This is a genomic window from Rhodococcus sp. ARC_M12 (assembly GCF_022810385.1).
Classification (GTDB): domain Bacteria; phylum Actinomycetota; class Actinomycetes; order Mycobacteriales; family Mycobacteriaceae; genus Rhodococcoides; species Rhodococcoides navarretei.
In genome coordinates this window covers 32,198-54,025 of record NZ_JALGQI010000006.1, presented here as the reverse complement: position 1 = coordinate 54,025, position 21,828 = coordinate 32,198, and the positions used below count along the sequence as shown (strand labels likewise).

Sequence of the window (21,828 nt, the reverse complement as noted above, 5' to 3'; positions counted from 1 at the left end):
GCAGTTCGCCTCAGCCTATCGGTCGGTCCGGCACGATCTGTGCGGGCAGACGGTGTATCGGGGTGCCGCCCGTCGGTACCTCGTGTCGGTCACCGTCGACCGACACGAGAGCGACGAGATCCTCCAGATCACCCGGTTCCCACTCTCCGACCGCGGTGATGGCCGCCGCGGTGAGGAAAGCGTGCGTCACCCATTCGGCGGACACGATCTCGGCGGCGTCCTCGGCCGACTCCGCTCGGTCCAGAACCAGTGCTGCGCCCGCGGTCACCGCGACGACTCCGGCAAACACCGCCTGCGCACTGTCGAAACGGTCGGGAACCGCAAGTCGCGAATCGTAGGCAACCACCCAGTCGGTGACGGCGTGCGCCGCCAGTGCGGCGAGTGTCCCGTGGTCGACGACGGTTCCGTCGTTGCCGACCAGGGCTGGGCTGTCGGGCCCGAGTACCGCGGTCCGATCCGTGTAGGTCACCGGCCGCGGCGAATGTGCAGCGATCGCATCGGCGACGTCGTTGCGACCCAGTCGGACAACCGTCGTCGACCCGGCCCACGCCGGTGCGTCCTCGGCGTCGAGAACGAGAACCGACGCACCCGTCCGCGGGGGCATCGACTGTGTGTCGGCCGCGCCGGTCGGATCGACCGGAGCGACGGCACCACCCGCCTTCGCCACGGCCCACCGCGTCACGACGGACTGCACGCCATCCTGTACCGCGTCGGCGACGACGACGCCCGGCTCGACACCTCGCTCGATCAACAGTCTGGCCAGACGCGACGAGCGCTCGTCGAGCTCCCGATAGGTCGTCTCGACACCGCCGGAGGACAACGCGGGCGCATCGGGGTCGGCGTCCACCGACATCGTGAGCACCTGCGGCAGAGTGAGATCCGATCGGACCGGCACCGCGCCGGATCCCTCGGTCTCTCGGACTTCGGACAGGGCCGCTCGTTCGTCGACATCCAACACGTCGATGTCGCCGACGATCACCGACGATGTTGCTGCCACCTCCTCGGCGATGCGGGTGAATCGCGCTGCCAGCGACGCCACGGTGGACTCGTCGAAGATGTCGGCGGCGTACACCCATTCCACGGTCACGATTCCGGTTCCGCCATCCCCGTCGGCTGGCTGTGTCTCCACCGTGACCTGTAGATCGAACTTCGCCGTCGGCTCGAAGCCACTGACGGGTTCCACCACCAGATCCGGCAGCTCGAAGCGTGCCTCCCCGTGTGGCTCGACGGACAGGACCGTCTGGAACAGCGGTGAGTAGCCGGCGTTCCGATCCGGCGCGATCGTGTCGACCACCCGCTCGAACGGCACATCGGAGTTGGCAAAAGCCCGAAGATCGTTCTCGCGCACGGTGTTCAACAAGTCCACGAATGTGACGTCGGGGTCGACGTCGGTGCGCAGTGCCAGTGTGTTGACGAACATGCCGACCAGTCCGTCGAGTTGCTCGTGCCCACGGCCCGCAATCGGCGTGCCGACGGCGAAATTGCGGGATCCGCTCATTCGCGAGAGCAGCACGCCCAACACGGCGTGCAGCGCCATGAACAGAGTTGCGTTGTTCTCGCGGGCGAGCGCAACGAGCCGGGCGTGTGTCGACTCGTCGAGCTCGGTGGTCACACTCGCGCCACGCAGTGTTGCGGCAGCCGAGCGCGGTCGGTCCCACGGTAGCGACACGACCGGGGTGATGCCGGCCAGCTCGTCCGCCCAGAATGCCAACTGCTGGGACAGAATCGAGCTGGGATCGCTGTCCGATCCCAGCACCTGACGCTGCCAGACCGCGAAGTCGGCGTACTGCACCGTCAGTGGCTCGGGGGTGTACGCGTTTCCGGAGGTCGCAGCCAGGTAGGCGGTCATGACGTCACGTGCAAGGGGCATCATGGAAGCACCATCCCCGCTGATGTGGTGCATCACGATGACGAACACGTACTCGTCCGGGCCGGTGCGGAACAGGGATCCGCGGATCGGTGGTGCCACGGTGACGTCGAAGCCGCCGTGAATCAGCTCGCGGATTCGATCGGCAGTGTCTGCGTCGTCGGGCGCGTCGACGGGGGTCAGGTCGGGAACGACACCCGCGGCGTCCAGGATCTCCTGGTAGGGCGATCCGTCCGAGTTCTCCGGGTACCGGGTACGAAGTGATTCGTGCCGCTCGACCGTCGACGTCACCGCAGCCTGCAGTGCAGCGATGTCCAGTCCACCTCGTAGACGCAGCGCAAGCGGCATGTTGTACGCACCGGAATCGGGGTCGAGTCGGTTGAGCACCCACATGCGCTGTTGAGCGAGCGAGAGCGGAACCCGTCCGCCGGGTACCCGCCGGCGCAACGGCACGGCGTCGTCGTCGATACGTGATTCGGCGCGAGCCGCGAGTGCGGAGACCGTGGACGCCTCGAACAGATCGCGAACACCGACCTTCTTACCGAGCGCCGCAGCAACGCGCGCGGCGACCCGGGTGGCGATGAGCGAGTTTCCGCCGAGATCGAAGAAGTCGTCGTCCGATCCGACGCGCTTCACACCGAGCAGTTCGGCGTAGATCTGCGCCACGATCTCCTCGACGGGTGTCGAAGGAGCGCGGAACGCCTTGGCCTCGAAGACCGCCTCCGGCAACGCTTTCCGGTCCAGCTTGCCGCTCGTGTTCAGCGGGAACTCGGAGAGCACCATCACCGTCGCCGGCACCATGTACGCAGGCAGGGCACCGCTGACGAAGGTGCGCACCTCGGCCGGGTCCAGCGTGCGGCCCGGCGCCGGAACGACGTATCCGACGAGCTGATCCCCGGTACCGGTGGTGGCGACCACGGCAGTGGCCTGGTTGATGTCGGGATGGGTCAGCAGCGCGGTCTCGATCTCACCCAGCTCGATCCGCAGGCCGCGGAACTTGACCTGGAAGTCGGTGCGGCCGATGTACTCGAGTACACCGATCTCGCCGTCCACCGGACGCCACTTCACCAGGTCGCCGGTTCGATACATGCGATCACCGTTCGCCGCGAACGGGTTGGCCACGAAGCGGTCCACGGTCAGGTCGACGCGGCCGAGATAGCCGTCGGCGAGCTGGGTGCCCGCGAGATACAGCTCGCCTGCGGTGCCTGCAGCCACCGGATGCAGCCTGCTGTCGAGGACGTAGGTCTGGGTGTTCCATTGCGGTGCGCCGATCGGCACCGTACTCACGTCCGCAGGCCCGGTCTGCCAGTAGGTCACCGACACAGCAGCTTCGGTCGGACCGTACAGGTTGTGGACACCGGCCGAGCTGATCGCACGGAAGTCCGCCACCGTTTCCGGCGGAAGCGCTTCACCCACCACGAAGACATGCCGAAGCGAACGGCACTGATCGGCTGTGGCGTACGCGGCGAACACCGTGAGCATCGACGGAACGAAATCCGTGACGGTGACGCCGTGCCGGGCGATGCGCTCCGCGACGTACGCCGGGTCGCGGTGGCCGTCGGGGGTTGCGAGAACGAGGGTCGCACCCACCTGGAGTGGCATGAAGAATCCCCACAGCGACACGTCGAACGTCGTGGCGGTCTTCTGCAGATACACGTCCGACGCGTCGAGGGGGTATTCCTTCAGCATCCATGCCATCTGGTTGACGATGGCGCGGTGCGGCACCGCAACACCCTTGGGGCGACCGGTCGAACCCGAGGTGAAGATGACGTAGGCGGTGTTCGCAGCGCGCATCGGTGCCAGTCGATCGGCATCGGCCACGGCACCTGCCGGGTACGACGCGAGATCGACCGTGTCCAGTTCGAGAATCGGGAACCGCTCCGGCAGACCCGTCCGATCGTGGCTCGTCGACAGAACTGCGACGGGCACCGCGGTGTCGAGGATGTACTCGATCCGCTCGGCCGGGTGGTCCGGATCGATCGGTACGTAGGCACCACCGGCTTCGAGGACGGCGTACATGCCGACCATCAGATCGATGCCGCGCCTCATACCGAGAGCGACGAGGGACTGCGGGCCCACGCCGAGCGAAATCAGATGCCGCGCCAGACGATTGACGCGATTCGAGAACTCCACATACGTGATGGTCGTGTCCTCGAACACCACGGCCGGAGCGTCCGGGTTCGCCGCAACACGAGCCCTGAACGGCGCGGTCAGCATGGTGCCTGCGTCGATCTCGTGCGCGGTGTCGTTCCAGGTCTCGACAACTCGGATACGTTCGTGCGCACCGAGGAGGTCGATATCGCCGATCGGCGCAGTGGTGTCGGAGACGAAGGTCTCCAGAACACCGACCAGCCGGGACAGGATGGATTCGACGTACGCAGCGTCGAACAGATCGCTGATGTACTTGAGCGTGAACGAGATTCGATCCTCGGCCACGACCAACAACGTCAACGGGTAGTGGGTGTTGTCGTTGGAGCTCACCGCCTCGACGGTCATCCCGTCGATCGCTGCCGCCTGCTGCGTCAACTGAGCTTCGTCCACCGGGTAGGACTCGAAGATGGTGAGGGTGTCGAACAGATTCCCCATTCCGATCGCCCGTTGGATGTCGACGAGTCCCATGTGATGGTGGTCGAGCAGGTCTGCTTGTTCACCCTGAATCCGGACCAGGTAGTTCTCCACCGTGTCGGCGGGATCGAATCGAACCCGTACCGGGATGGTGTTGATGAACAGCCCGATCATCGACTCGACGCCGGGAAGAGCAGCGGGACGTCCGGAGACCGTCGCGCCGAACACGACATCGGTGCGACCGGTGATGTGTGCGATCAGCAGGCCGTACGCCGCCTGCACCAGCGTGTTGACGGTGACGCCGAGTCTGCCACCGAGCGCCACCAGCGACGCGGTGGTCTGGGCATCGACGAATAGCTCCGTCTCGGACGAACGTGCAGAAATCTCTCGTCCCGCACTCGGCGGTGCGACGAACGTCGGCTCCTCGACTCCGGCAAGCGCCGTGGTCCACGCATCGAGTGACACGGCCGGGTCCTGTTGGTTCAGCCATGCCAGGTACGAGCGGTACGAGCGAACCCTCGGCATCGACGCCGTGGAACCCCGAGCGGCGTACAGATACAACAGTTCCTTCATCACCAGCGGCAGAGACCAGCCGTCGAGGAGCACGTGATGGTTGGTCATCGCGAGCTTGTAGGTGGTCGGGGTGATCCGTACCAGCATGAAGCGCAGCAGCGGTGCGGTGGAGACGTCGAAGTGTCGTCGCTGCTCCGCCGCCAGCGCATCGGCGACGGCTGTGCCGCGTTCCGGCTCGGCCAGGTGCGACAGATCCATCGTCGTCCAGGGCAGAAGGACGTCCTGATGGACGATCTGCACCGTCTCACCGTCTGCGGTCGCGGTGAACGAGGTACGCAGATTGTCGTACCGGTCCAGCAGCGTCTGGGCAGCGTGATGCAACCGTTCGGCGTCCACCTCGCCGGCCAGGTCGAGTACGACCTGCATGGTGTAGACGTCGATCGACGCATCGGCGAACAACGCGTGGAACAGCAGTCCTTGCTGCAACGGAGACAGCGACCAGATGTCGGTCAGCTGCGGGTGGCGCGTTTCGAAGGACGCGATGTCGGCCTGCGAGAGCGCCACCAGCGGCACGTCCGACGGGGTCAGGCCACCCGAGCCGGGTGCCTCGGCGTACGTGGCCAGCGCCGTCAACGCGTCGGACCACAGCCCGGCGATGCGCTCGACCGTGTCCGTGGACACGGCTCCGGTCGGGAATGCGAAGCTCGCACTCAGGACGCCGCCCTCGTCGGTGTCGAGCACGATCGCATTGATGTCGATCGTCTTGTTCGCCGCCATGTCGGCGTCACCGGGTGCGGAGAGCTCACCGTCGGCAGCCGGCAGCCAGCCGAGCGACTTCATCTCCTCCGGGACCTCGCCGACGTTGACCCGACCCAGGTAGTTGAAGCTGATCTGTCCGGTCCCGAGTTCCGCCAGTTCGGCAGCGGTCTCGGAGTTCAGGTAACGGAGCAGTCCCCAGCCCATGCCTCGATCGGGCAGCGCCAGCATCTGTTCCTTGACGGCCTTGACGGCATCGCCGAGCTGCGACCCTCCTGCGAACGCAGCGTCGACGTCGATTCCGGTCAGGTCGAGGCGGACGGGGAACAGGCTGGTCAGCCAGCCGACGGTGCGACCCAGATCAGCTCCGGGGACCACCGCTTCCTCGCGGCCGTGGCCTTCGAGCTGCACCAGCGTTGCCGGTGCGGTGACGCCGCGCTCGGACCGCAGTCTCGTGACGGCCAGAGCGAGTCCGGCCAACAACCCGTCGCCCACTCCACCGCGGAAAATCTCCGGAACGGTGGTCAGCAAGGTGCGCGTGACGTCGGGTGCCAGTTCGATGTTCACCCGTTCGAGCGTCGCCACGACGTCGACCGCGGGATCGAAGGGGCGGTTGCCCAGCACGGGATCCTCGGTGTCGGCGATCGAACGCCACAGCGGCAACTCGGCCAGCCGCGCTTCGCTCGCTGCCGCGTCGACCAGAGCATGGGTCCACCGCCGCATCGAGGTTCCGACCTCGGGAAGGCTCGGGTCCACTCCCCCGGACACCTGAGCCCAGGCGGACACGAAGTCGGGGACCAGAATTCGCCACGACACACCGTCGATCACGAGGTGGTGCGCCGCGACGGTCAGCGTGCCCGGTTGCTCGGGTCCTCGATCGACCCAGACAAGGGCCAGCATGCGCCCGGCCGTGGGGTCGAGTGTTCCGACTGCATCGTCGAATATTGTTGCGGCCGAACCGGTATCGACCCGGGTGAGAAACGCATCCACGTCGACGGTACCGGTGCGCGCAACATCGAGGCCCCAGCCGCGGTCGTCGTGTACCAGGGTGGACCGCAGCACATCGTGTCGATCGACCACTGCGGTCACCGTGGCGAGAATCCCGTCTCGGTCGATACCGAGCGGCAGCTCCAGCGTGACGGCCTGATGGAAGCGTGACCACCCGCCGCCGCGCTCGATCATCGCCACGCCGAACGGGGGTAGCGGCATCCAGCCGACGCCACCACCGTCGAGTTCCTCGAGCACGACCGCGTCACTGCCCTCGCCGACGATCACGGCGACCTCGGCGAGACCGGCAACGGTCTTGCGCTCGAACACATCTCGCGGCCCGAATTGAACGCCCCTGGCCTTGGCGCGAGAGACGAGCTGAATCGAGACGATGCTGTCCCCGCCGAGCGCGAAGAACGAGTCGTCTACCCCGACCGTGTCGAGGCCGAGGACGTCCGCGAAGACCTCGGCAATGACGCGTTCGGTGTCGGTTGTCGCCGTGCGGAACTCGGCATCGCTGCCGAATTCCGGTTCGGGTAGTGCTCTGCGGTCGAGCTTGCCGTTCGGCCCCAGTGGCAGGGCATCGAGCACGATGAGCCCGGCCGGAACCATGTATTCCGGAACCAGGGTGGCAACCGACGCGGTGACCGCTGCGGTGTCGATCGTCTCCCCGGCGACAGGAACGACGTATCCGACCAGTAGTTCACCTGCCGACGGCGTCCTGCGCACGAGAACCACGGCTTGATCGACCGACGGGTCTGCGGTCAGAGCGGCTTCGATCTCGCCGAGTTCGATCCGCAGGCCTCGGAGTTTGACCTGGAAGTCGGTGCGGCCGAGGTACTCGAGCTCGCCGTCTGCGTTCCAGCGCACCAGGTCTCCGGTGCGATACATCCGCGAGCCGGCTGCGCCGTGCGGATCGGCGACGAACCGGTCGGCGGTCAGGTCGGGGCGGCCGAGGTATCCGCGGGCCAGTTGCCGCCCGGCGAGATACAGCTCTCCGGGAACCCCGATGGGCACGGGGTGCAGTCGCGCGTCGAGCACGGTCACCCTCGTGTTCCACACCGGTGCACCGATGGGAACCGACACGGTATCCGACGGCGCGACGCGGTGATACGTGACGTCGACAGCGGCCTCGGTCGGGCCGTAGAGGTTGTGCAGCTCGGTTGAGGGCAGAGCAGTGCGCAGTGCGGCTGCCACCGATGCGGGTAGTGCCTCACCGGAGGCGAACACCGCGCGCAGACCGGTGCAGTTCGAGACGCCGTCCGCGGCGGCGAACACGGCCAACAACGACGGCACGAAGTGCGCGACCGTCACGCCGCGTTCGGCGACGGTGCTCACCAGATATGCCGGATCACGATGGCCGTCGGGCACCGCGATGACGAGTTCGGCTCCGATCTGCAACGGCCAGAACAGCTCCCACACCGACACGTCGAACGTGACCGGCGTCTTCTGCAACACCTTGTCCTGCTCGGTGAGGCGGTACTCGTCCTGCATCCACAGCAGACGGTTGACGATCGCTTCGTGGCTGACCGCAACGCCTTTGGGGCGACCGGTGGAGCCGGAGGTGAAGATGACGTACGCGGTGTCCGCCGGTCGCAGCGGTGCGGTTCGCTCGGCATCGGTCACCGGTGCCGTGGACAGACCTGTCGTGTCGACGGTGTCGACCAGGATCCTGGCGGCGTCGGTGACGAGACCTGTGCCGTCGTGCTCGGTCGTGAGCAGCACCACCGGTGCCGCTGTGTCCAGGATGTAGCCGATTCGTTCGGCCGGTAGATCCGGGTCCACCGGGACGTAGGCACCACCGGCGGCGAGTACGGCGTAGATACCCGTCAGCATGTCGATCGAGCGGCGCATGGCTGTGGCCACCACGGTTTCCGGGCCGACTCCCTCGGCGATGAGCAGACGCGCGAGCGCGTTGACCCGCTCGGAGAATTCGCGGTATGTCACCCGATCGTCGAGGAAGCTCGTGGCGGTGTTGTCCGCGGACTCGGCAACTCGGTTCTCGAACAGCGACACCAGCGTTGCGCCGGGATCCACCTCGTGTGCGGTGGCGTTCCACTCCTCGAGGACGCGGGTACGTTCACCGTCCTCGAGGATGTCGATGTCGCCGACGACCCCGCCCGGTGTGTCGGTGAGCGCGTGCAGCACCCGGACGAGCCGTCTCCCGAGGGAGGCCATGCTGGATTCCTCGAAGAGATCTGTGGCGTAATCGAATTGAACGTCCATGCCGGCGGGAGCACCGTGTTCGTCGGTGTTCTCCCACAGCGTCACCTGCAGGTCGAATTTCGCGAACGCGCTACCGAGATCGATGCCCTCGACGCTCAACCCCGGCAAGGCCAACGTCTGACGGTTCAGGTTCTGGAACGTCAGCATCACCTGGAAGATCGGGTGACGAGCCTGAGATCGGTCCGGGGCCAGCTCGTCGACGAGGCGCTCGAACGGAACGTCGGCGTGTCCGAAGGCACCGAGGTCGGCCTCACGGACAGCGGCGAGTTGCTCGCGCAACGTTGCCGCAGGGTCGACCGCGGTACGGAGCGCGAGCGTGTTGACGAACATGCCGACGAGCTCGTCCAGATCCGCGTCACCGCGGCCGGCGACCGGGGTCCCGATCGTCACGTCGTCGGTACCCGCCATCGCACCGAGGAGCACGGCGAGCGCGGTGTGCACCACCATGAAGTTCGTGGCGTTGCCGGCTCGGGCGGCCCGAGCGATGTTCGCCTGCAGTGCCGCGTCGATCGAGAAGTTGTACGCCGCACCTCGGTACGACGCCACCGCCGGGCGCGGCCGGTCGGTCGCGAGATCGAGCTGCGCCGGGGCACCGGCCAGAGCCGACGTCCAGTAGGCGAGCTGCTTCGCCAATGGCGAATCGGGGTCGTCCTCGGAACCGAGCACCTCGCGTTGCCACAAAGCGTAGTCCGCGTACTGCACCGGAAGTGGTGCCCACTGCGGGCTCTCCCCCGCGGCACGTGCGGTGTAGGCCACCATGACGTCGCGCGTCAGGGGTCCCATAGAGAAGCCGTCCGCGGCGATGTGGTGGGCGACGAATGCCAGTACGTGCTCGGTCTCGCTCACTCGCAGGATCCGGATTCGGACCGGAACAGCTCGGGTCACGTCGAATCCCGCGGACACGAAGTCGCGCAGGGCCTGCTCGATCGAAGTCTCGGCGACGTCCTCGACGGCGACCGTCACGCCGGCCTCCGCGGTACCGAGCACCACCTGATGTCCTCGTCCGTCGACCTCCGGGTACACGGTGCGCAGAATCTCGTGCCGTGCCAGCACGTCGTACACGGCGCCGGTGAGTGCATCGACATCGACGTTGCCGGACAACCGAATTGCCACCGGGATGTTGTTGACGGCGGAGGTCGGATCGAACTGGCTCAGGAACCACATGCGCTGCTGCGCCATCGACAGCGGCACCGAGTCCGGTCGCGTTCGAGCCGTCAGTGCCCGGCGCGCACCGGTACCCACCTCGGACTCGATCGCACGTGCGAGCGACTGCACCGTCGGAGACTCGAAGATCGAGCGGACCGGCACCTGAGTATCGAGCGCCGCCCCCAGCCGGGAGACCACCTGAGTGGCGATCAACGAGTTACCGCCGAGCGCGAAGAAGTCGTCGTCCAGACCCACGCGCTCGACCGCGAGAACCTCGGCGAAGACCGCCGCAACGGCCTCTTCCACCGGGTTGGTCGGTGCGCGAAATTCGGCTGTCTCGAACTGCGGTTCGGGGAGCGCCTGTCGATCCAGCTTGCCGTTGACGCCGCGCGGAAGAGCGTCGAGCACAACGAAGGCCGGCGGGATCATGTACGACGGCAGACGTTCGGCGAGTGCTCGACGGATGCCGTCCTGATCCAGCGTCACCCCATCGGCGGGCACGAGGTAGGCCACGAGCCGCGCGCCTGATCCCGTGTCCTCGACAGCGATCACGGCGACGTCGCGAATGTCGTCGAGCGATCCGAGAGCGGCATCGATGTCGCCGAGCTCGATACGGAAACCGCGAATCTTCACCTGGAAGTCGGTGCGGCCGACGTAGTCCAGTTCGCCGTCGGCGCGCCAGGATACGAGGTCACCGGTGCGGTACAGGCGGCCGCCGGGGGTGAACGGGTCCGCGACGAATCGCTCGGCGCTCAGGTCCGGCCGGGCGAAGTACCCGTCGGCCAGCTGCGCACCCGCGAGGTAGAGCTCGCCTGCGACGCCGACCGGAACGGGAGCCAGACGCGAGTCGAGCACGTAGACACGGGTGTTCCACTCCGGGCCACCGATGGGAACCGTTGTGCCGTCGACGGTCGTCACCCGGTGCGAGGTCACCGAGACCGCGGCCTCGGTCGGCCCGTACAGATTGTCCAGTCGCGCAGCAGAACTGCGTAGTGCGCGCTCGGCCGTCGCCACCGGCAGCGCCTCGCCGATCGCCAGGATCCGCGTCAGGTGTTCGGGCAGTGCGCCCGCCGACGCCGTGACCAACGCGTCGAGCACGGACGGCACGGTGTGCAGTGTCGTCACCGATTCCCGGTTCATCAGATCGACGAGGTAGGCGGGATCGCGGTGACCCTCGGCGTCGGCGACGACGATCGCACCACCGGAGACGGTGGCGACCCAGAACTCCCACACCGACAGGTCGAAGGTGGCCGCGGTCTTGAGCAGCACTCGGTCGGTGCTGCCCAGTCCGTAATGGGCGCTCTGCCACAGCAGCTGGTTGACGATGGCGGCATGACCGACCGCAACACCTTTGGGACGGCCGGTGGATCCGGACGTGAAGATGACGTACGCGGTGTTCGCGGGCCGTAACGGCGACAAACGCTCACTGTCGGTGACGGGCGCGTCCGAGACCTCTGCGTCGAGCAGTCGAGGATCGGTGTCGACGAGCAGAACCGGAATCGACTCGACGTCGACATCGTCCCGCGCAGTGCTCAATACCAGAGCGGGAGCGGCAACGTCGAGAATGTAGGCGTTACGATCCGTCGGCTGATCCGGGTCGATGGGTACGTACGCCCCGCCGGCCTTGGCGACGGCGTACATCGCGACGAGCAGATCCACCGAGCGCCTGATCGCCAGGGCAACCGTCACCTGCGGGCCGACGCCGGCACCGATCAGGATGCGGGCCAACCGGTTGATTCGACGATCGAACTCGCCGTAGGACAACGGCTGTCCCGCATGGACCACCGCGATCGCGTCGGGCTGATTCTGCACTTGTCGATCGAACAGCGATACCAGCGTCTGCGACGCGTCGACATCGTGGTCGGTGTCGTTCCACGTGCGCACGATCCGGGTGTGCTCTTCGGGCGAGAGCAGCTCGAGGTCGCCGACGACGGCCGACGGGTCCTCGGCCACGGCGGCGAGGAGGCGAACGAACCGGTCGGCGAACCCCTCGACCGTGGCGCGATCGAAAAGGTCGGTGGCATAACTGAATTCGGCCGACAGTTCCGCGGGCGAGCCGTCCGGGGCATAAAGATCCGAGATCGACAGTTGCAGGTCGGTTTTCGCAGTCACCGCATCCGCCTCGACGGCACTCACCGTCAGACCCGGCAGCTCGAACGTCGACTCGGCAAGGTTCTGGAAGGACAGTCCTACCTGGAACAACGGGTTGCGCGCCGTCGACCGCACCGGGTTCAGCACCTCCACGAGACGCTCGAACGGAACGTCGGAGTGCGCGAACGCGGCCAGGTCCCGCTCACGGGCCTGAGCGAGCAACTGACGGAAGGTCATCGACGATTCGACAGACGACCGGAACACCAGGGTGTTGACGAACATACCGATCATCGAATCGAGAGCCCGCTCACCGCGGCCGGCGATGGGCGTTCCGACAGCGATGTCCTCGGAACCGGACAGGCGTGCGAGCAACACCGCGAATGCCGAGTGCACCACCATGAACAACGTCGCCTGTTCGGTACGCCCGAGTTCGGCGAGAGCGGCGTGCGTGCCGGCGTCGACGGTGAACCGCACGGCATCGCCGCGGAAACTCTGTGCCGGCGGGCGCGGGCGATCGGTGGGCAGTACCAGTTGATCCGGCAGCTCGGCGAGCGCATCCTTCCAGAACGACACCTGCTGCGCTGCAACCGAATCAGGATCCGATTCGGTACCGAGCACGGTTCGCTGCCACAGCGCGAAGTCGACGTACTGCACCTCGAGCGGCTCCCAGTCCGGAGCCGTCCCTGCAGATCTCGCGGTGTATGCGGTCATGACGTCGACGGCCAGCGGGCCCATCGACGCGCCGTCGGCCGACACGTGGTGGACGACGAAGGCCAAGACGTGCTCGTTCTCGTCGACGCGGAACACGCGCGCGTCGACCGGTACCTCGGCGGTGACGTCGAAGCCACGCGTGAAGAATTCGGTCACGGCGGCAACGACGTTCGCACCGGCCACGTTTCGAACGGCGAGGTCCATCGGTACCTCGGACGCCGGGAGCACCTGCTGGAACGGGCCCCGCGCCGAGTCCGGGTACCGGGTACGAAGAGACTCGTGGCGTTCGACGACGTCGCGTACCGCCGACTGCAGCGCAGCGACGTCGAGTTCGCCGGACAACCGCACGGCGAACGGAATGTTGTCCACCGACGACGTCGTGTCGAACTGGTTGAGGAACCAGTACCGCTGCTGCGCAGGCGAGAGCGGCGGGTGCTCGGGACGCGGACCCGCCACGAGTGCAGCTCGCCCACCCGAACCGACGGCGCTCTCCACGTGCGCCACCAGTGCAGCCACGGTCGAGCTCTCGAACAGCGTGCGCACCGGCACGACGGTGTCCAGTGCGGCACCCAATCGCGAGACCACCTGGGTGGCGATCAACGAGTTACCGCCCAGGGCGAAGAAGTCGTCGTCCAGCCCCACTCGATCGACGTGCAGGACGTCGGCGAACACTCCTGCGACGATCTCTTCGACCGCGGTGGTGGGTGCTCGGAATTCACGGGCCTCGAACACGGGTGCGGGAAGCGCGGCACGATCCAACTTGCCCACCGGGGTCAGCGGAACGGTGTCGAGAACGATGATCGACGACGGAATCATATACGCGGGCAATGATTTTCCGACGAAGGCGGTCAACTCGTCGACGTCGACGACGGAACCACGCGTCGGCAGCACGTAGGACACCAGGGTGGTGACACCCGAGGGCAGTTCGTGCCCGAGAGTGACGGCGAAGTCGACCTCGGGAACAGCGGTGAGCGCGGAATCGATCTCGCCGAGCTCGATACGGAAACCGCGCACCTTGACCTGGAAGTCGGTGCGGCCGACGAACTGCAGCTGCAGGTCGTCCGTCCATCGCACGACGTCGCCGGTGCGGTACATCCGTGCGCCGTCGATGCCGTACGGGTTGGCCACGAAGCGCTCGGAAGACAGACCGGGCCTACCGAGATAGCCGCGAGCGAGCGCACCGCCCGACAGATAGAGGTCACCCGCGACACCGGTCGGAACCGGTTCGAGTCGGGAATCGAGGATGAGCACGGACATGCCGTGAATCGGTCGACCGATGGTTATCGGCTCGCCGGGCGTCAACTCGGCGAAGCTGGAGATGATCGTGGTCTCGGTCGGCCCGTACCCGTTGAAGTACTTGCGGCCCGGTGCCCACCGTGCGAGCAACTCCGGGGTGGTGACATCGCCGCCGACCGAAAGCACTTCGAGCGAGTCGATCCCGTGCGGGTCCATGGTCCCAAGCACAGCAGGCGTGATGATGGCGTGGGTGACCTGCTCGGACTTCAGCAGATCGGACAACTCGGTGCCACCGAGAATCGATGCCGGTACTACGACCAACGTCGCGCCGACGGAGAACGCCGCCATCCACTCCAGGACCGACGGGTCGAAGTTCGGCGAGCAGACGTGCAGGAACCTCGAGGCCGGCTTCAGGTGATACAGATCGGTTGCTGCGTCGAGTACACCGCCGAGTCCGGCGTGCGTGACGACGACGCCCTTCGGCTTGCCGGTCGAGCCCGAGGTGTAGATGACGTAGGCCGGGTTCTGGAACGTGACGGGTCGTAGGCGGTCCGCGTCGGTGACCGGCTCGGCAGAGCGGGTGCGGACCTCGGCCACGAACTCCTCGTCGTCGACACTCAGCCAGAGCAGGTCCTGCTGTCCGGCGGCCAGCTGGGCCGAGTGCGCCCGTGTGGTCAGGCCAAGTACGGCCTCGGAGTCCGTGACCATGTGGGCGATGCGATCCTGTGGGTACGTCGGGTCGACGGGTAGGTGTGCGGCTCCTGATTTCGCCACTGCCCAGACCGCGAGCACCATGAGGTAGGAGCGCTGGAGCCCCAGAGCCACAACGGATTCCGGGCCGGCCCCGCGCTCGATGAGCACCCGGGCGAGCTGCGAGGACGTCGCGTCGAGTTCGGCGTAGGAAATCGACCGGCCCTCGTAACGTATCGCGGTCGCCGACGGGTCGAGTGCGGCTCCGGCAGCGAAGATCTCGGCCAGAGTGCCGCCGGCCAACACGTCGTCACCGTGGACGTGTGTGAGCCGGTCGTATTCGTCGTCGTAGAGGATGGACAGATCGCCCACCGGGGTGTTCGGTGTCGCCACGATCGCTTCGAGCAACCATAGAAAACGGCGGGCGAACACCTCGATCGTGTTCTCGTCGAACAGATCTCGAGCGTAGACGAAGCTTGCAGCGAGGCCGGCCCCCTCCGGCTCTTCGTGCAGGGTGAGCGACAGATCGAACTTCGCCGTGTCGATCTCGAAATCGACGGCAGAGACCTCCAACCCCGGCAACGCGAACGTACTCGGCGGAAGATTCTCGAACGCGATAGCCACCTGGAACAACGGATGACGCGCTGTCGACCGCTCGGGTTCGAGCAGATCCACCAGCCGCTCGAACGGAATGTCGGCATGGGCGAACGCCGCCAGATCCACTTCGCGTACGGCAGCGAGCATCCGGTCGAAACCGAGCGCACGATCCACCTCGGTCCGCAACACCAGGGTATTGACGAACATACCGACGACATCGTCGAGCGCAGCGTCGCCACGACCGGCGACCGCAGTACCCACCGCAACATCGTCGGAGTTCGACATACGCGCCAGGAACACCGCAAAAGCGGCATGCATCACCATGAACAGAGTGGTTCCGGACGTCCGCGCCAGGTCAGCGAGACCGGTGTGGACATCGCCGTCGATATCGAACCCGAAGCGACCACCGACATAGGACTGAACCGCGGGTCGAGGACGGTCTACCGGCAACGACAGTTCGGCGGGTAGGTCCACCAGCGCACCACGCCAGTACTCCGCCTGCCGCGAGATCAGGCTCGCAGGATCCGACTCCGCACCCAGAACCGAACGCTGCCACAGCGCGTAATCGATGTACTGCACCGGCAGCGGCACCCAGTGCGGAGAAACGCCGGCTGCGCGAGCCACGTAGGCGGTCATGACATCACGAGTCAGCGGCCCCAACGACCAACCGTCGGCACTGATGTGATGTACCACGACCACCAACACATGTTCGTCGTGGGCGACGCGAAACAGTCTGGCGCGCAACGGAACCGAGACCGTCACATCGAACCCCGCAGAAACGAACGCCGTCACGTCGCCCACCATCGTGTTCACCGAAGAAGGCACCGGAGACAGATCCGGTACCGCAGCAGCCACCGGCAGCACAACCTGATAGCCCGACCCATCGACACTCGGATAGACGGTCCGCAATGATTCATGACGATCGAGCACGTCGGCGACAGCTACTCCGAGGGCATCGACATCGAGACTCCCGGACAGCCGAATGGCCACCGGGATGTTGTTCACAGCGGACTCGGGCTCGAACCGGTTGAGGAACCACATCCGCTGCTGTGCAAGCGAAAGCGGAATGTTCTCCGGTCGCTTCTGGGGCACCAGCGGGGATCCCTGGACGTCGCCGACGTGACTCTCCATCCGCGCGGCGAGCGCACCGACGGAACTTGCCTCGAACAGAGTTCGCACCGGAACCGATGCACCCAGTTCCACGCCGAGCCTCGACGCCACCTGAGTCGCCACCAACGAATTACCGCCGAGTGCGAAGAAATCGTCATCGACACCGACACGATCGACACCCAACACGTCACCGAACACCTGCGCGACGATCTCCTCCACCGGCGTGGACGGAGCTCGAAACTCTCGCGCCGCGAAGACCGGATCGGGCAGACCTCGTCGATCGAGCTTGCCGTTGGGAGTGAGCGGCAGCGCATCCAACACCACGAACGCGTCGGGCACCATGTAACCCGTCAGGAATCGGCCCGCGAACTGTGCAAGATCATCGGACTCAACGACCGATCCGTGCTCTGGCACCACGTAGCCGACCAGTCGATCGCCGAGCCGGTCGTCGGTACGCACCTCTACCACGGCCTGCAGTACCGATTCGTGGCGTTCGAGCACGGCCTCGACCTCGCCGAGTTCGATTCGGAAGCCACGCAGTTGCACCTGACTGTCGCTCCGACCGACGTAGTCCAGTTCCCCGTCGGCGGTCAGCCGCGCCAGGTCGCCCGTGCGGTAGATCCGCTCGCCGTCCCCTCCGTGGGGATGCGCGACGAAGCGCACAGCAGTCAGATCCGGTCGCTCGAGATACCCGAGCGCGAGCTGCCCACCGGCCACGTACATCTCACTCACGACACCGGGAGCAACCGGCTGCAATCGCGAATCCAGGACGAACACGCCGAGTCCCGGGATCGCGTCACCCACCGGGCTGGCCGACGAACGCAGAGCCGACGACGGGTCGAGCTCGTGGAACGAGACGTGCACCGTCGTTTCGGTGATGCCGTACATGTTCACCAGTACCGCTCGTTCACCGTGGCGCTCGAACCAGCCGCTGAGCCGATCGGGATCCAACGCCTCGCCGCCGAAGATCACGTAACGCAGAGCGAGTTCGCCCACCGAGTCTCCGGCCCGGCGGGCAGCCTCGATCAACTGATAGAACGCCGACGGCGTCTGGTTGAGAACAGTCACCTGCTCACGCACCAGCAATTCGACCATCGCTTCGGGCGATCGAGAGGTGAAGAAGTCCACGACCACCACCCGGCCCCCGGACAGCAGCGGAGCCCACAGCTCCCACACCGAGAAGTCGAATGCGAAGGAATGGAACATCGTCCACACGTCCGTGCGGTCGAATCGATAGAGATCGGCCGTGTTGTCCAGCAGCTGGGTGACGTTGCGATGCGAGATCCGAACGCCCTTCGGCGTTCCCGTCGATCCCGACGTGTAGATGACGTAGGCGGTGTTGTCCACGTGCAGCGGCAGGAGCCGGTCGTCGTCGGTGACCGGTGCCGAACTGCGTGCGGACACGGTCGACGCATCGACCGCGATCGTCGGAATGTCGGACACCGGAAGATTGCCCTGAGCGTCGGACCCGGTCACCATCGCAACCGGCCGCGCGTCCGTCAACACGAACTCCAGCCGTTCGGCGGGGTAGGTCGTGTCGATCGGCAGGTAGCCGGCTCCGGACGCGAGTACTGCGAGCAACGCGACGACCAGATCCGCCGATCGCGGCAGCGCCACTGCAACAAGGGTTTCCGGGCCGGCGCCCCGAGCGATGAGCTCGCGCGCCAGACGGTTCGCCCGGGCGGAGAGTTCCGCGTAGGAGATCGATTCGCCGTCGAACGTCACGGCCGTCGCAGCCGGATCGGCCGAGACCTGGGCCTCGAATCGCGCGCCGAGGTCGGTCGCTTTCGCAGTCGACGTGGCTGGGCGGAGGCGATCGAGTGCTCGATACCGCTCGTCGGCCTCGAGTACGTCGATATCTCCCACCGCTGTCGATGGCGACTGCGTGATGGCGCGCAGAACACGGACGAAGCGGCTGCCCAGCTGCACGATCGACGATTCGTCGAAGAGATCGGCAGCATAGCTCAGCGCGACGGTCAATCCGGATGGAACACCTTCTGCGGCAACCGAATTCCACAAGGTCACCTGTAGGTCGAACTTGGCCAGATCGGCTTCGTAGTCGAGTGCGGCCACTCGAAGTCCCGGAACTTCCACGGACGTCTGATCGAGGTTCTGGAACGTGAGCATCACCTGGAAGAGCGGATGCCGAGCTTGCGACCGTGTCGGTGCCAAGGCGTCGACCAGTTTCTCGAAGGGCACGTCGGCGTGCGAGAACGCGGCGAGGTCCACGCCCCTGACCTCGCGGAGGAATTCCTCGAACGTGGAGTCGGGTTCGACCACGGTGCGCAGAACCAAGGTGTTGACGAACATGCCGATGACGTTGTCGAGCACGGCATCACCGCGTCCGGCAACAGGCGTTCCGATCGAGATATCTTCGCTCGCAGACAGTTTGGCGAGAAGAATCGCCAGGGCCGCATGAACCACCATGAAGGTCGTCGCGCCGTGAACGCGGCCGAGCTTCTCGATCGCGGAGACCAACTCGGCGTCGATCTCGAACTTGTACGTGCCGCCTCGGGTGGTGGCCACGGCAGGACGCGGCCGGTCGGTCGGCAGTTCGAGCTGATCGGGAGCGCCACCGAGGCGTCCACGCCAGTACTCCTGCTGAGCGAAGAGCACCGAGTCGGGGTCGTCCTCGCTGCCGAGAACCTTTCTCTGCCACAGCGTGAAGTCTGCGTACTGAACTTCGAGCGGAGCCCACTGGGGAGCCTGACCGCTCGTACGTGCAACGTAGGCCGTCACCACGTCGCGAGTGAGCGGGCCCATGGAGAATCCGTCGGCCGCGATGTGGTGCACCACGAACGCAAGGACGTGCTCGGTGTCCGACAGCGCGAGCAGCAACGTTCGTAAGGGCAAGTGGACGGCGAGGTCGAAGGGGCGCAGTGCGAACTCGAGCAGCGTTGCCGGAAGGTCCGCTGCATTCGCCTCAGAGATCTCCAGTTCGACTGTCGCCGAATCGGATCGGAGTACATGCTGGTACCCAACACCGTCGAGGTCCGGGAACACGGTCCGCAGCGATTCGTGCCGATCGAGAACGTCGGCGAGTGCAGCCCTCAGCGCGGCGAGATCGAGCGCCCCGGACAGGGTCAGGGCCACCGGAATGTTGTTCACCGCAGAGTCGGGCTCGAATCTGTTCAGGAACCACATGCGTTGTTGAGCCAGCGACAGGGGCACGTCGTCGTGATCGGGCTGCGCCGTCAACGGAATTCGACGATCGGTCGAATCCGACGCGTCCACGGCCGCCGCGAGTTCGGCAACCGTCGGAGCGTCGAAGAACGCGCGAACATCGACGGCCGACCCGCGTTCGGCATTGACCCGCGCAATCACCCGGGTGGCGTTGAGAGAGTTGCCTCCGAGCGTGAAGAAATCGTCGTCGACGCCGATACGGTCGATACCGAGCACGGTCTCGAAGATCGTGACCAAGGCCGCCTCGGTGTCCGTGCTCGGTGCGCGGTACTCCCGCACCAGCGACGCGAAATCGGGCGCGGGCAGGGCCTTTCGGTCGAGCTTGCCGCTCGCGTTCAGCGGGAACTCGTCCAGGACGACGAACACCGACGGCACCATGTACTCCGGCATGCGTCGTCGCACCGCGTCGGCAAGACCCTCGTGGTCGATGCCGGGGTCCGAGCTGACGACGTATGCGACGAGCTGTTCGTCCAGCTGTGCCTGCGCGGGGTCGGCGTGAACGAGCACAGCTGCCTGGGTCACCTCGGGCTCGGCGAGGAGAGCCGATTCGATCTCGCCCAACTCGATGCGAAGGCCGCGGAGTTTGACCTGGAAGTCGGTGCGGCCGATGTACTCGATGAGGCCGTCGGCGCGTCGGCGCACCAGGTCGCCGGTGCGGTACATCCGGTCCCCCGGCTCACCGAACGGGTCGGCGACGAATCGATCGGACGTCAGGTCCGTGCGTCCGAGATATCCGCGAGCGAGCTGCACGCCCGCGAGATAGAGCTCTCCCTCGACTCCCCGGGGTGAGCGCCGCAGACCCTCGTCGAGCACGTAGAGGTCGGTGTCGTCGACGGCAGCGCCGATCGGTACCGAGCCGTCCTCCACCTGCTGGGTTCGGTAGTACGTGACGTCGACGGCTGCCTCGGTGGGACCGTACAGGTTGTGCAATTCCGCGTTCGAGATCGCATGGAACGCGTTGACGGTTCGCGCCGGCAGCGCCTCACCCGAGGCGAACACCATTCGAAGCGAATCGGTCTGTGCGGCAGTGGGTTCGGCAACATAGACCGACAGCATCGACGGTACGAAGTGGGTCACCGTCACGCCGTACTCGCCGATGATGCGCGCGAGATAGGCGGGGTCACGGTGCCCCTCGGGCTCGGCGATGACGAGCGTGGCACCGATCTGCAACGGCCAGAAGAACTCCCACACCGACACGTCGAACGTGAACGGAGTCTTCTGCAACACGACGTCGGTGGCACTCATCGTGTACTCGCGCTGACGCCAGGAGATGTTGGCGACGATGGCGCGGTGGCTCACCGCCACCCCCTTCGGGCGTCCCGTCGAACCGGAGGTGAAGATGACGTACGCGAGGTCGTCCTCGGTCAGGGCCGCCCGTCGATCGGCATCGGTGATCCGTCCTGCGGGCACATCGATCAGGTCGAGGTCGTCGACGAGAACGGTGGCGGTCCCCTCGGGGAGTTGCGGCAGATCGTCCGTGGTCGTCAGCACCAGGACGGGGTTCGCGGTGTCGAGAACATATCCCAGACGGTCGATCGGGTGATCCGGGTCCAGTGGAACGTAGGCTCCGCCGGCCGCGGAGATGGCGTACATACCCACCAACAGATCGAACGAACGACGGATCGACAGGCCCACCGATGCATCGGGCCCCACTCCGCGTGCGATCAGAACGCGTGCGAGACGCTCGACCGACGCGGCGAACTCGGCGTAGCTGCGGGTCTCCTCACCGAAGACGAGGGCGGGTGCGTCCGGGGTGCGTTCGGCTCGATCGGCGAACAGCGCGTACAGCGTCGAGGCTTCGGGGGTAGCCGCGCTCGACACCGCGTCGTCGTCACCGAGAACTGTGACGGCGTCGGCGACGACCGTCGACACCACCGCGTCCAGACCGCCCTCGGTGGCCTCGATCAAGCCAGGAGCAGTGTTGGACAGCACCACCGGAACGAGCGCGTCGGGGCCGAGGACGCCTCCCATGGCCGCATCGAGGGTGGTGATCTCCTCGTCCAGGCGGGCGTAGGTCAGTTCCGTACCGAGGTGCGTGAGCGCTACGCGATCGGGTTCGACCGCTGCGACGCTCCGAACCAAGCGCGGAAGGTCCTCGACCGTCAGAGCTGCATCGCTTCGACGTCCTACCGCCATCTACCTTTTCCTCC

At 66.1% G+C, this 21,828-nt stretch carries 1 protein-coding gene; it reads right to left on the bottom strand.

Going from position 1 to position 21,828, the window contains the following annotated elements; translation table 11 throughout:
- Nucleotides 1-10: 10 nt before the first annotated feature.
- Nucleotides 11-21,814 (bottom strand): non-ribosomal peptide synthase/polyketide synthase, encoded by a 21,804-nt coding sequence (locus tag MTX35_RS09340; RefSeq protein ID WP_243594718.1) that lies wholly within the window; start codon nt 21,812-21,814, stop codon nt 11-13.
- Nucleotides 21,815-21,828: the final 14 nt, after the last annotated feature.

Bases quoted from the DNA above. Each gene is read 5' to 3' on its own strand.
- MTX35_RS09340 (WP_243594718.1), bottom strand. From the start codon at position 21,814: ATGGCGGTAGGACGTCGAAGCGATGCAGCTCTGACGGTCGAGGACCTT.